General features: G+C 69.7%; 11 protein-coding genes. All 11 read left to right on the plus strand.

Annotated elements, in window-relative coordinates:
* Positions 1–102 precede the first annotated feature (102 nt).
* The 11 genes from hpnC (at position 103) to OG707_RS36155 (ending at position 13,503) form a co-directional block, all read left to right on the plus strand.
* A complete protein-coding gene (gene hpnC, locus OG707_RS36105; protein ID WP_329128153.1) occupies positions 103–1,014 on the plus strand; it encodes a squalene synthase HpnC in 912 nt (303 codons plus the stop codon).
* Positions 1,011–1,955: a presqualene diphosphate synthase HpnD gene (gene hpnD / locus OG707_RS36110; protein WP_329125991.1), complete on the plus strand. Its 945-nt coding sequence runs from the start codon at positions 1,011–1,013 to the stop codon at positions 1,953–1,955. Before hpnC ends, hpnD begins: the two co-directional genes overlap by 4 nt.
* Before the next feature lie 145 nt (positions 1,956–2,100).
* On the plus strand, positions 2,101–3,546 hold the full coding sequence (hpnE, locus tag OG707_RS36115) for a hydroxysqualene dehydroxylase HpnE (RefSeq protein WP_329125994.1): 1,446 nt from the start codon (positions 2,101–2,103) through the stop codon (positions 3,544–3,546).
* Positions 3,543–4,625 (plus strand): polyprenyl synthetase family protein, encoded by a 1,083-nt coding sequence (locus OG707_RS36120; RefSeq protein ID WP_329125996.1) that lies wholly within the window; start codon positions 3,543–3,545, stop codon positions 4,623–4,625. The genes hpnE and OG707_RS36120 overlap by 4 nt, the downstream gene beginning before the upstream one ends.
* 106 nt (positions 4,626–4,731) lie before the next feature.
* Complete coding sequence (shc, locus tag OG707_RS36125; protein ID WP_329125998.1) at positions 4,732–6,726, plus strand: squalene--hopene cyclase; 1,995 nt, start codon at positions 4,732–4,734, stop codon at positions 6,724–6,726.
* Complete coding sequence (locus OG707_RS36130) at positions 6,723–7,364, plus strand: 5'-methylthioadenosine/S-adenosylhomocysteine nucleosidase family protein (RefSeq protein WP_329126000.1); 642 nt, start codon at positions 6,723–6,725, stop codon at positions 7,362–7,364. The genes shc and OG707_RS36130 overlap by 4 nt, the downstream gene beginning before the upstream one ends.
* 5 nt (positions 7,365–7,369) lie before the next feature.
* Positions 7,370–8,392: an adenosyl-hopene transferase HpnH gene (gene hpnH, locus OG707_RS36135; RefSeq protein ID WP_329126002.1), complete on the plus strand. Its 1,023-nt coding sequence runs from the start codon at positions 7,370–7,372 to the stop codon at positions 8,390–8,392.
* 4 nt (positions 8,393–8,396) lie between these two features.
* Positions 8,397–9,563 carry a flavodoxin-dependent (E)-4-hydroxy-3-methylbut-2-enyl-diphosphate synthase gene (ispG, locus tag OG707_RS36140; RefSeq protein WP_329126004.1) on the plus strand — a complete coding sequence of 389 codons (1,167 nt, stop codon included), beginning with the start codon at positions 8,397–8,399 and terminating at the stop codon, positions 9,561–9,563.
* Positions 9,564–9,589: 26 nt separating this feature from the next.
* On the plus strand, positions 9,590–11,464 hold the full coding sequence (dxs, locus tag OG707_RS36145) for a 1-deoxy-D-xylulose-5-phosphate synthase (RefSeq protein ID WP_329126006.1): 1,875 nt from the start codon (positions 9,590–9,592) through the stop codon (positions 11,462–11,464).
* A 5-nt stretch (positions 11,465–11,469) separates the two neighbouring features.
* On the plus strand, positions 11,470–12,876 hold the full coding sequence (locus tag OG707_RS36150; protein WP_329126008.1) for an aspartate aminotransferase family protein: 1,407 nt from the start codon (positions 11,470–11,472) through the stop codon (positions 12,874–12,876).
* Positions 12,877–12,936: 60 nt separating this feature from the next.
* Positions 12,937–13,503 (plus strand): helix-turn-helix domain-containing protein, encoded by a 567-nt coding sequence (locus OG707_RS36155; RefSeq protein WP_329126010.1) that lies wholly within the window; start codon positions 12,937–12,939, stop codon positions 13,501–13,503.
* Positions 13,504–13,513: the final 10 nt, after the last annotated feature.

Here is a 13,513-nt window from a genome sequence, read left to right on the forward strand (position 1 = left end):
TGTATTGGGTCGGCAGTGTAGAACGGGAGATGTGACGGCAATGGCAACGGACGATCTCCAGCTCCGCGATGCTTTCGCCGTACCCGCACCGGGCAGCGCGTGGTGACGGCGGAGCGGGAGGCGCGCACCGACCCGGCCTCGCGCACCACCCTGGACAAGGCCGCCGACGAGAACTTCCCCGTCGCCCCCTTCTTCCTGCCGCGCGCCTGGCGCGGCGATCTGATGGCCGTGTACGGCTACGCACGCCTGGTCGACGACATCGGTGACGGCGATCTCGCCGACGCCCCCGGCGAAGCCGTGCGCCTGGGCCTCGATCCGGCGCAGGCGGACGACCGCCTCGCGATGCTCGACGCCTTCGAGGCCGACCTCGGGCGCGTCTTCGACGGCACGCCCCGCCACCCGCTCCTGAGCGCCCTGCAGCCGACGGTCCGCCGACGCTCCCTCGCGCCCGAGCCGTTCCTCGGACTGATCGAGGCCAACCGCCAGGACCAGACGGTGCGCCGCTACGAGACGTACGAGGACCTCCTCGCCTACTGCGAGCTCTCCGCCAACCCCGTCGGCCGCCTCGTCCTCCAGCTGACCGGCACCGCGACCCCCGAGCGCATCCGCCGCTCCGACGCCGTCTGCACCGCCCTGCAGATCGTCGAACACCTTCAGGACGTCGCCGAGGACCTCGGCCGCGACCGCATTTACCTGCCCGCCCAGGACATGAAGCGGTTCCATGTCCAGGAGGCGGATCTGGCTGCACCCAGCGCGGGCGCATCGGTGCGCGCGCTGGTCGCGTACGAAGCGGAACGCGCCCGGGGACTGCTGAATGAAGGCGCTCCCCTGGTGGGTAGCGTCCACGGCAGACTCAAGCTGCTGCTCGCCGGATTCGTGGCCGGGGGAAGTGCCGCACTCCAGGCGGTCACCGCCGCCGGGTACGACGTACTTCCAGGACCGCCCAAGCCCACCAAGCTCAGCCTGCTGCGCGAAGTGGGAGCCGTCTTGCGAGGAACGCGTAGAGAGGGGTGAGCCGGACCGTGGAGGGACACGCGCAGCTATCTGCGCCGGTGATGGCCGCATACAGCTACTGCGAGGCCGTGACCGGTCAGCAGGCACGGAATTTCGCGTACGGCATCAGGCTGCTGCCGGCCGACAAGCGGCAGGCGATGTCGGCGCTGTACGCCTTCTCGCGCCGCGTCGACGACATCGGCGACGGGGAACTGCCGCCCGACGTCAAGCAGACGCGGCTCGAGTCGACCCGCGAACTCCTCGGCCGGGTACGCGCCGGCGAGGTCGAGGAGGACGACACCGACCCGGTGGCCGTCGCACTCGCGGACGCCGCACGCCGGTTCCCGATCCCGCTCGGCGGGCTCGACGAACTCATCGACGGCGTACTGATGGACGTGCACGAGGAGACCTACGAGACCTGGGACGACCTCAAGGTCTACTGCCGGTGCGTCGCGGGCGCCATCGGCCGGCTCTCGCTCGGCATCTTCGGAACCGAGACGGGCTCCACCGAGAAGGCCTTCGACTACGCGGACACCCTCGGCCTCGCCCTGCAGCTCACCAACATCCTCCGGGACGTACGCGAGGACGCGGGCAACGGCCGCACCTATCTGCCCGCCGACGACCTCGCCAAGTTCGGCTGCTCCGCGGGCTTCCACAGTGCGACACCGCCCGCGGGCTCGGACTTCGCGGGCCTGGTGCACTTCGAAGTCCGGCGCGCCCGCGCCCTCTTCGCCGAGGGCTACCGGCTGCTGCCGCTCCTCGACCGTCGCAGCGGCGCCTGTGTCGCTGCCATGGCCGGCATCTACCGCCGGCTCCTCGACCGCATCGAGCGGGACCCCGAGGCGGTGCTGCGCGGCCGCGTCTCGCTCCCCGGGCGGGAGAAGGCGTACGTCGCGGTGCGCGGACTCTCCGGACTCGACACCCGGCACATCTCCCGGCAGACGGCGCGGAGGCGCGCCTGATGGATCGTGACAGACCGTTCCACGACGGTGCTGGGTACACGGGGAATTGCCGGTACCGGCGCGCAACCCTCCGCTCCGCCGCGGCGTCCCTGACTGCAACGGCCGGTGGTCCGCACCTGGACAACAGGGTCGAGGGGGAGAACGTATGACAGCCGATGCAGTGCGGCCCGAGGGGCCGTCTTCACGACCGGCCGGCCGCCCCGAGGGGGCGGCCGCACCCGTCGGCGAACGCGCGGTCGTGGTCGGCGGAGGGCTCGCCGGGATCACCGCCGCACTCGAACTCGCCGACGCGGGCCTGCGGGTGACCCTGCTCGAAGGGCGGCCGCGGCTCGGCGGGCTCGCCTTCTCCTTCCAGCGCGGCGAGCTGACCGTCGACAACGGCCAGCATGTCTATCTGCGGTGCTGCACCGCCTACCGCTGGTTCCTCGACCGCGTCGACGGAGCCGCCCTCGCGCCGCTGCAGGACCGGCTCGACGTGCCCGTGCTCGACGTCGCGCACCCGCGCGGCCCGCGTCTTGGACGGCTGCGGCGCACCGGCCTTCCCGTACCGCTGCACCTGGTGAAGAGCCTGGCGACCTACCCGCACCTCTCGCTCGCCGAGCGGGCGAGCGTCGGGCGCGCGGCGCTCGCGCTCAAGGGCCTCGACCTGGCCGATCCCGCCCTGGACGACGTGGACTTCGCGAGCTGGCTCGGCAGCCACGGCCAGTCGGAGCGCACCATCGAGGCGCTCTGGGACCTGGTGGGCGTCGCGACGCTCAACGCCACCGCACCCCACGCCTCGCTCGGGCTCGCCGCCATGGTCTTCAAGACCGGACTGCTCTCCGAGCCCGGCGCCGCCGACATCGGCTGGGCGCACGTACCGCTCGGCGAACTGCACGACACTCTGGCGCGCAAGGCACTGGACAGCGCAGGCGTACGGACCGAATTGCGGACCCGAGTCCTGGGTATCTCCCGTGCACAGAACAGCAATTGGGAGGTCGAGGTGGACGGCGAGACGCTCGAGGCGGACGCCGTGGTGCTGGCCGTCCCGCAGCGCGAGGCCCACGCCCTGCTGCCCGAGGGGGCACTCGACGACGCCGACCGGCTGCTCGACATCGGGACCGCGCCGATCCTCAACATCCATGTCGTCTACGACCGCAAGGTGCTCAAGCAGCCCTTCTTCGCGGCCCTCGGCACCCCCGTCCAGTGGGTCTTCGACCGTACGGACGCCTCGGGGCTGAAGGGCGGCGGCCAGTATCTGGCGCTGTCGCAGTCCGCCGCCGAGGACGACATCGACGAGCCCGTCTCCGTACTGCGCGAGCGCTATCTCCCCGAGCTGGAGCGGCTGTTGCCCGCCGCCCGCGGCGCGGAGGTACGCGACTTCTTCGTCACCCGGGAGCGGACGGCGACCTTCGCGCCGTCCCCCGGCGTGGGACGGCTGCGCCCCGCGGCGGCCACCAACGCCCCAGGCTTCTATCTGGCCGGCGCGTGGACCGCCACCGGCTGGCCCGCGACCATGGAGAGCGCCGTGCGCAGCGGCTTCAGCGCCGCAGGTGCCGCGCTCTCCGATCTGGGCCGCCCTCAGAGACATCCGCTTCAGGAGGCGGCATGAGCACTGCTACTGGAACAAGAGGAGAGCCTGTGACCCCGGCCGCAGACACCGTCGATATTGTCGCGCTTCTGGAGCGCGGACGGACCCTGTCCTCACCGGTGCTGCGTGCTGCCGTGGACCGGCTCGCGCCGCCCATGGACACCGTAGCCGCGTACCACTTCGGCTGGATCGACGCCGAGGGCAACCCCTCCGACGGCGACGGCGGCAAGGCCGTGCGTCCCGCACTGGCCCTGCTCTCCGCGGAGGCGGCCGGCGCCGCCGCCGAGGTCGGCGTCCCCGGTGCGGTCGCCGTCGAACTCGTGCACAACTTCTCGCTGCTGCACGACGACCTGATGGACGGCGACGAGCAGCGCCGCCACCGCGACACCGTGTGGAAGGTGCACGGTCCCGCCCAGGCGATCCTCGTCGGCGACGCGCTCTTCGCGCTCGCCAACGAGCTCCTCCTGGAACTCGGCACGGTCGAGGCAGGTCGCGCCACCCGCCGGCTCACCACCGCCACGCGGAAGCTGATCGACGGTCAGGCGCAGGACATCTCCTACGAGCACCGCGAGCGGGTCACCGTCGAGGAGTGCCTGGAGATGGAGGGCAACAAGACGGGCGCCCTGCTCGCCTGCGCCGTCTCCATCGGCGCGGTGCTCGGCGGCGCCGACGACCGTACGGCCGACATCCTCGAGTCGTACGGCTACCACCTGGGTCTCGCCTTCCAGGCCGTGGACGATCTCCTCGGCATCTGGGGCGACCCGGAGGCGACCGGCAAGCAGACCTGGAGCGACCTGCGCCAGCGCAAGAAGTCACTGCCGGTCGTCGCCGCGCTCGCCGCGGGCGGCCCGGCCTCGGAGCGTCTTGGCGAGCTGCTCGCAGCGGACGCCAAGAGTAATGATTTCGACACCTTCTCCGAGGAAGAGTTCGCCACTCGGGCCGCGTTGATCGAAGAGGCCGGCGGTCGCGAGTGGACCTCGCAGGAGGCCCGCAGGCAGCATGCCGTCGCGATCGAGGCACTGAACGGAGTCGATATGCCGGAACAGGTCAGGGCACAGCTCGTCGCGCTCGCCGACTTCGTGGTCGTACGAAAGCGATGACCACTCCCTCTATATGACTCGCAGTCGCCGGCCGGTGTCCCCGTAAGGACACCGGCCGACGGAGACCCCAGCACAGCAGAAGAACCACTGCACGTAAGGGGAAGCCATGACAGCGACGACCGACGGAAGCACCGGGGCCATGGAGCCCCGCGCAGCCTCGGCCAGCGAAACAACCGAATCAACTCCCGCCGTGGACGAGGTACTCGAAGCCGCGGAGCGGGCCGCTGCACGCTCGGTCGACTACCTTCTGGGCACGCAGGACGCCGAGGGCTGGTGGAAAGGCGACCTGGAGACCAACGTCACCATGGACGCCGAGGACCTCCTGCTCAGGCAGTTCCTGGGCATCCAGGACGAGAAGACCGTCCAGGCGGCGGCACTCTTCATCCGCGGCGAGCAGCGCGAGGACGGCACCTGGGCCACGTTCTACGAGGGCCCCGGTGAACTCTCCACCACCATCGAGGCGTACGTCGCCCTGCGGCTGGCCGGGGACGCCCCCGACGACCCGCACATGGCACGCGCCTCCGCCTGGATCCGCCGCCACGGCGGGATCGCGGCGAGCCGGGTCTTCACCCGGATCTGGCTCGCGCTCTTCGGCTGGTGGAAGTGGGACGACCTCCCCGAGATGCCACCGGAGATCATTTTTCTGCCCAAGTGGCTGCCGCTGAACATCTACGACTTCGGCTGCTGGGCGCGCCAGACCATCGTGCCGCTCACCGTCGTGTCCGCGAAGCGTCCGGTACGCCCGGCTCCCTTCGCCCTCGACGAGCTGCACGCCGACGCCCGCAATCCCAACCCGGCCAAACGCCTTGCGCCGATGACCAGTTGGGACGGGGTCTTCCAGCGGATCGACAAGGGGCTGCACTTCTACCACCGGGTCGCACCGCGTGTGGTGCGCAAGGCGTCGATGAAGGCGGCCGCGCGCTGGATCATCGAGCGGCAGGAGAACGACGGGTGCTGGGGCGGTATCCAGCCGCCCGCCGTGTACTCGGTGATCGCCCTGCATCTGCTCGGGTACGACCTCGAACACCCCGTGATGCGTGCGGGACTCGAGTCGCTGGACCGTTTCGCCATCTGGCGCGAGGACGGCGCCCGCATGATCGAGGCCTGTCAGTCGCCGGTCTGGGACACGTGTCTGGCGACCATCGCGCTCGCCGACGCCGGGGTGCGCCCCGACCACCCGGCGCTGGTCAAGGCGGCGGACTGGATGCTGGCCGAGGAGATCTCGCGGCCCGGCGACTGGTCGGTGCGCAGGCCGGGACTGGCCCCCGGGGGCTGGGCGTTCGAGTTCCACAACGACAACTACCCCGACATCGACGACACCGCCGAGGTGGTCCTGGCCCTGCGAAGAGTCAGACACCCCGAGCCCGCCCGGCTGGAAGCGGCCGTCGAGCGCGGAGTGGCCTGGAACCTGGGCATGCAGTCGAAGAACGGCGCCTGGGGAGCCTTCGACGCGGACAACACCAGCGCCTTCCCCAACCGGCTGCCGTTCTGCGACTTCGGCGAAGTCATCGACCCGCCGTCCGCCGATGTCACGGCGCACGTCCTGGAGATGCTCGCCGTCGAGGGCAAGGCGCACGATCCGCGCACCCGGCGCGGTATCGAGTGGCTGCTCGCCGAACAGGAGGCGAGCGGCGCCTGGTTCGGCCGCTGGGGCGTCAACTACATCTACGGGACGGGGTCGGTGCTGCCCGCGCTGACCGCGGCCGGGCTTCCCGCCTCGCACCCGGCGATCCGCCGTGCGGTCTCCTGGCTGGAGTCCGTGCAGAACGACGACGGCGGCTGGGGCGAGGACCTGCGCTCGTACCGCGAGGAGAAGTGGATCGGGCACGGCGCTTCGACCGCCTCCCAGACCGCCTGGGCGCTGTTGGCGCTGCTGGCGGGCGGGGAGCGGGAGAGCAAGGCCGTGGAGCGGGGCGTCGCCTGGCTCGCCGAGACCCAGCGCGAGGACGGGGCCTGGGACGAGCCGTACTTCACCGGGACCGGCTTCCCCTGGGACTTCTCGATCAACTACAACCTCTACCGCCAGGTCTTCCCGCTCACCGCGCTGGGCCGCTATGTGCACGGGGAGCCCTTCGGCCCCGGCAGGCAGGGGAGCCGATGACCGAAGTCCAGGACAGTGCGCCTCTGCTGATCGCCTGTGCGCTCGGCATCGAGAGGCTCGCGCTGCGCGGCGGCAGCCGCAGCGGTGCGCCGGCGCCCGTCACCGTGCTCCGTACGGGAATGGGGCCCGAGGCCGCCGACTACACCGTCGCCCGTACCCTCGGCGAACTCCCCTTCAAGGACGCCGCCGTGATCGCCTCCGGGTTCTGTGCCGGGCTCGCGCCCGGGATGCACCCCGGCGATCTGGTGGTCGCCGAGGAGACCCGCGACCCCAGGGGCGTCACCCCGTGCGTGGGCACCGAGACGCTGATCAAGGCGCTCTCCGACGCCCTGCCGGGGCGCGGGATCCACACCGGTCCGCTGACCGGCTCAGACCATGTGGTGCGCGGCCACGAGCGGGAAGAGCTGCGTGCCACAGGGGCGATCGCCGTGGACATGGAGTCCGCGGCGACGCTCTGGAGCGCTGTACGAGCCGGGCCCCGCCCGGTTGCGGCCGTACGAGTGGTCGTGGACGCTCCAGAACATGAACTCGTCCGTATTGGGACGGTTCGCGGTGGAATATCGGCTTTCCGTGTTCTCCGTGCCGTCCTACCAGCGTTCTTTGAATGGCACCGTTCTTTGCTGCTCCCCAGGAGGTGAGCTAGATGGCCATGCCGCTTCGCCAGACCATCAGGGTCGGGACGTATCTCCTTGAACAGAAGATCCGCAAGCGCGAGAAGTTCCCGCTGATCGTCGAGTTGGAACCACTTTTCGCGTGCAACCTGGCGTGTGAGGGCTGCGGGAAGATCCAGCATCCCGCAGGCGTGCTCAAGCAGCGCATGCCCGTGGCGCAGGCCGTGGGGGCGGTGCTGGAATCCGGCGCCCCGATGGTCTCCATCGCCGGCGGCGAACCGCTGATGCACCCTCAGATCGACGAAATTGTGCGGCAGTTGGTGGCCAAGAAGAAGTACGTCTTCCTCTGCACCAACGCGATGCTGCTCCGCAAGAAGATCGAGAAATTCACGCCATCGCCGTACTTCGCGTTCGCCGTGCACATCGACGGCCTGCGGGAGCGGCACGACGAGTCCGTAGCGAAAGAGGGGGTGTTCGACGAGGCCGTGGAGGCCATCAAGGAGGCCAAGCGCCGAGGCTTCCGGGTCACGACCAACTCCACGTTCTTCAACACGGACACCCCGCAGACGATCATCGAGGTGCTCAACTACCTCAATGACGACCTGCACGTGGACGAGATGATGATCTCGCCCGCGTACGCCTACGAGAAGGCGCCCGACCAGGAGCACTTCCTGGGCGTCGAGCAGACCCGCGAGCTCTTCAAGAAGGCCTTCGCGGGCGGCAACAGGAAGAAGTGGCGGCTCAACCACTCGCCGCTCTTCCTGGACTTCCTGGAGGGGAAGGCGGACTTCCCGTGCACCGCATGGGCGATCCCCAACTACTCCCTCTTCGGGTGGCAGCGGCCCTGCTACCTGATGAGCGACGGGTACGTCCCGACGTACAAGGAGCTCATCGAGGAGACCGACTGGGACAAGTACGGACGTGGCAAGGACCCGCGCTGCGCCAACTGCATGGCGCACTGCGGTTACGAGCCGACGGCCGTTCTGGCGACGATGGGCTCGCTCAAGGAGTCCATCAGGGCCGCACGCGAGACGGTCTCCGGAAACCGCGGGTGACGTCATGGCCACTGGAGTGCCTGTAGCACTGGGCCTCCCCGAGCTGCCGGCCCGGCCGCTCGCGATGCGCCGCCACTCGCGGCGCATCCAGGTCGGGTCGGTGGCCGTCGGCGGGGACGCGCCAGTATCGGTGCAGTCGATGACCACGACGCGTACGTCCGACATCGGGGCGACGCTGCAGCAGATCGCCGAACTGACGGCCTCCGGCTGCCAGATCGTACGAGTGGCGTGCCCCACGCAGGACGATGCGGACGCGCTCGCCACCATCGCCCGCAAATCACAGATCCCGGTGATCGCCGACATCCACTTCCAGCCGAAGTACGTGTTCGCGGCGATCGACGCCGGGTGCGCGGCGGTGCGGGTGAATCCGGGCAACATCAAGCAGTTCGACGACAAGGTGCGGGAGATCGCCCGGGCGGCCTCCGATGCGGGGACGCCCATCCGGATCGGCGTCAACGCCGGTTCGCTGGACGCCCGGCTGCTGAAGAAGTACGGGAAGGCCACGCCCGAGGCGCTGGTGGAGTCCGCGCTCTGGGAGGCCTCGCTCTTCGAGGAGCACGGCTTCCGCGACATCAAGATCTCCGTCAAGCACAACGACCCCGTGGTGATGGTCAACGCCTACCGGCAGCTGGCCGCCGCATGCGACTACCCGCTGCACCTGGGGGTGACCGAGGCCGGGCCCGCCTTCCAGGGGACCATCAAGTCGGCCGTCGCCTTCGGCGCGCTGCTGTCGGAGGGCATCGGCGACACCATCCGTGTCTCGCTGTCCGCGCCGCCCGCCGAGGAGGTCAAGGTTGGCATCCAGATCCTGGAGTCGCTCAACCTGCGACAGCGGCGACTGGAGATCGTCTCCTGTCCGTCGTGCGGACGGGCCCAGGTGGACGTCTACAAGCTCGCCGACGAGGTGACGGCCGGACTCGAGGGCATGGAAGTGCCGCTGAGGGTCGCCGTCATGGGCTGTGTCGTCAACGGGCCCGGCGAAGCGCGCGAGGCAGATCTGGGCGTCGCGTCGGGCAATGGAAAGGGGCAGATCTTCGTCAAGGGCGAGGTCGTCAAGACCGTACCCGAGTCGAAGATCGTCGAGACCCTCATCGAAGAGGCCATGAAGATCGCGGAAACCATGGAAGACGCGGGAGTCCCCTCGGGGCCTGTCGACGTCACCGTGAGCTGAACAGATCCGAGAGAGGGGGCCGAGGCGTGACGATCTTGGAGACCATCCGGGGGCCGCACGATCTCAAGGCACTGTCAGAGTCGGAACTCGGTGAACTGGCCGGGGAGATCAGAGAGTTCCTGGTCCATGCCGTGGCCAGGACCGGCGGCCATCTGGGGCCCAATCTGGGGGTGGTCGAGCTGGCGGTCGCCCTGCACAGAGTCTTCGACTCGCCCGCCGACCGGATCCTGTGGGACACCGGACACCAGAGTTATGTGCACAAACTGCTCACCGGGAGGCAGGACTTCTCGAAGCTCCGCTCCAAGGGCGGCCTCTCCGGCTACCCCTCGCGCGCCGAGTCCGAGCACGACGTCATCGAGAACTCCCACGCGTCCACCGTCCTCGGCTGGGCGGACGGGCTCGCCAAGGCCAACCAGGTCCTCGGCCGCGGCGACCACGTCGTCGCGGTGATCGGCGACGGGGCGCTCACCGGCGGGATGGCCTGGGAGGCGCTCAACAACATCGCGGCCGCCAAGGACCGGCCGCTGATCATCGTCGTCAACGACAACGGGCGCTCCTACGGCCCGACGATCGGGGGCCTCGCCAACCACTTCGCGACGCTCCGCACCACCGACGGCTACGAGAAGGTCCTCGCCTGGGGCAAGGACGTCCTGCAGCACACGCCGGTCATAGGGCAGCCGTTGTACGAATCGCTGCACGGCGCGAAGAAGGGGTTCAAGGACGCCTTCGCACCGCAGGGCATGTTCGAGGACCTCGGGCTCAAGTACGTCGGGCCGATCGACGGGCACGACATCGAGGCCGTGGAGTCCGCGCTGACCCGTGCGAAACGGTTCCACGGGCCGGTGCTCGTGCACGTACTGACCGAGAAAGGGCGGGGATACCAGCCGGCGCTGGAGGACGAGGCCGACCGGTTCCACACCGTAGGGGTGATGGATCCGCTGACCTGCGAGCCCCTCGCGCCGTCCAACGGGCCTTCCTGGACTTCGGTGTTCGGGGACGAGATCGCGGCGATCGGGGCCGAGCGGTCGGACGTCGTGGCCATCACGGCCGCGATGCTGCACCCGGTGGGGCTCACCAAGTTCGCCGAGAAGTTCCCCGACCGGGTCTGGGACGTGGGGATCGCCGAGCAGCACGCCGCGGTGTCGGCCGCGGGGCTCGCGACGGGCGGGCTGCATCCGGTGGTCGCCGTGTACGCGACCTTCCTCAACCGGGCCTTCGACCAGGTGCTGATGGACGTCGCGCTGCACAGGTGCGGAGTGACCTTCGTCCTCGACCGGGCCGGTGTCACGGGCGTCGACGGGGCCTCGCACAACGGGATGTGGGACATGTCCGTCCTGCAGGTCGTGCCGGGGCTGCGGATCGCCGCACCGCGCGACGCCGACCAGTTGCGGGCGCAGCTGCGCGAGGCGGTGGACGTCGACGACGCGCCGACCGTGCTGCGCTTCCCCAAGGAGTCCGTGGGGGCGCCGATTCCGGCGATCGACCGGATCGGCGGGGTCGACGTACTGCACCGGGCCGACGATCCGCAGGTGCTGCTGGTCGCCGTCGGGGTGCTCGCGCCCGTCTGTCTGCAGGCCGCCGAGCTGCTCGAAGGGCGGGGGATCGGCTGCACCGTCGTCGACCCGCGGTGGGTCAAGCCGGTCGACCCGGCGCTCGCCCCGCTCGCGGCGGCGCACGCGCTGGTGGCGGTGGTCGAGGACAACTCCCGTACCAGCGGCGTCGGTTCGGCCGTCGGGCAGTCGCTGCGGGACGCCCAGGTCGATGTCCCCTTGCGGACCTTCGGGATCCCGGAGCAGTTCCTCGCGCACGCCAAGCGGGGAGAAGTACTGGCCGACATCGGGCTCACCCCGGTGGAGATCGCCGGACGGATCAGCGCCGCCCTGGCCCTTAAGGAGAACTGAGAAGGATGACGGAAGACGCGACCTCGCTCGCCAAGGGTTTCGATCTGGCGACCCTGCTGGCCGAGCGCGGCGGTGAGCGCTACGAGCTGCATGCGCAGTACCTGAACCACCAGCTGCCGCGCATGCTGCACACCATCGGCTTCGACAAGGTCTATGAGCGGGCCGAGGGCGCGTACTTCTGGGATGCGGAGGGCAACGACTACCTCGACATGCTCGCCGGGTTCGGTGTGATGGGGATCGGGCGGCACCATCCGGTCGTACGCAAGGCGCTGCACGACGTCCTGGACGCCTCGCTCGCCGATCTGACGCGCTTCGACTGCCAGCCGCTGCCCGGTCTGCTCGCGGAGAAGCTGCTTCAGCACTCGCCGCATCTGGACCGGGTGTTCTTCGGCAACAGCGGTACGGAAGCGGTCGAGACCGCGCTGAAGTTCGCCCGGTACGCGACGGGCAAGAAGCGGATCCTCTACTGCACGCACGCCTTCCACGGGCTGACCACAGGATCGCTGTCGGTCAACGGCGAGGCCGGGTTCCGGGACGGATTCGCGCCGCTGCTGCCGGACACCGCCATCGAGATGGGTGATCTGGCAGCGCTGGAGCGGGAGTTGAAGCGCGGCGACGTGGCGGGCTTCGTCGTCGAGCCGATCCAGGGCAAGGGGGTGCACGAGACGCCGCCCGGGTTCCTGCGCGCCGCCCAGGAACTGCTGCACAAGCACAAGGCGCTGCTGATCGCCGACGAGGTGCAGACCGGTCTCGGGCGGACCGGCGACTTCTACGCGTACCAGCACGAGGAGGGCGTCGAGCCGGACCTGGTCTGTGTGGCCAAGGCCCTGTCGGGCGGGTACGTGCCGGTCGGCGCGACCCTCGGCAAGGACTGGATCTTCAAGAAGGTCTACTCCTCGATGGACCGGGTGCTCGTGCACTCCGCCAGCTTCGGGTCCAACGCGCAGGCCATGGCGGCCGGGCTCGCGGTCCTCTCGGTGATGGAGGACGAGGAGGTCGTGGCGAACGCACGGGCCACAGGCGAGCAGCTGAAGACACGGCTCGCCGAGCTGATCCCGCGCTACGAGCTGCTGCACGACGTCCGCGGAAGGGGGCTGATGATCGGCATCGAGTTCGGCCGGCCCTCCTCGCTGAAACTGCGCAGCCGGTGGACCATGCTGCAGGCCGCCCGCAAGGGGCTCTTCGCGCAGATGGTCGTCGTACCGCTGCTGCAGAAGCACCGGATCCTGACCCAGGTGTCCGGGGACCACCTCGAAGTGATCAAGCTGATTCCGCCGCTGACCATCGGGGAGAAGGAGGTCGACCGCTTTGTGGAGGCCTTCACCGCCGTGATGGAGGACGCACACGGCGGGGGCGGGCTGATGTGGGACTTCGGGAAGACCCTGGTGAAGCAGGCCGTCGCGAACCGCTGATTTTTTGCCTCAGAGGCAAGAAATTTGCCTCTGAGGCACGGATCTGGCGTCATGGAGTGCATGAGCACTCCTGCCGACGAGCTCCCCGACGTAGCACCCCGGCTCCGGGAACTGCGCCGCCGCGGCCGTCTCACCCTTGAGGCCGCCGCCCTGCGCGCCGGCCTCTCGGCAGCCCATCTGTCGCGCCTGGAGACCGGTGCGCGCCAGCCCTCGCTGCCGATGCTGCTCTCGCTCTCGCGCATCTACGGTACGACGGTCTCCGAACTGCTCGGCGAGATGCCCCCAGAACGGGACCCCATCATCCGCGCGGGCAGCGGCGGCGCGGTCGAGTCCGACGGCTGGACCTACCACCGGACCGGCGGCTCCGGGCGGGCGCTCCAGGCGCTGCGCCTCGAGGTGCCGTACGGGGCGCAGGGCGATCTCGTACGGGTCCATCCCGGCGAGGAGTGGCTCCACGTGCTCCAGGGGCGGCTGCGGCTGACCCTCGGCGAGGCCGTCCACGAGCTGGAGCCCGGGGACAGCGCGCACTTCGACTCGCTGACCCCGCACCGGATCGCCGCCGCCACCCGCGCGGGGGTCGAGCTGCTCTTCGTACACACCCTTCTGCAATCTCCCGATCTGCACTGAGAGGCATGCG

It is taken from the genome of Streptomyces sp. NBC_01465 (genome assembly GCF_036227325.1).
Taxonomy (GTDB): domain Bacteria; phylum Actinomycetota; class Actinomycetes; order Streptomycetales; family Streptomycetaceae; genus Streptomyces.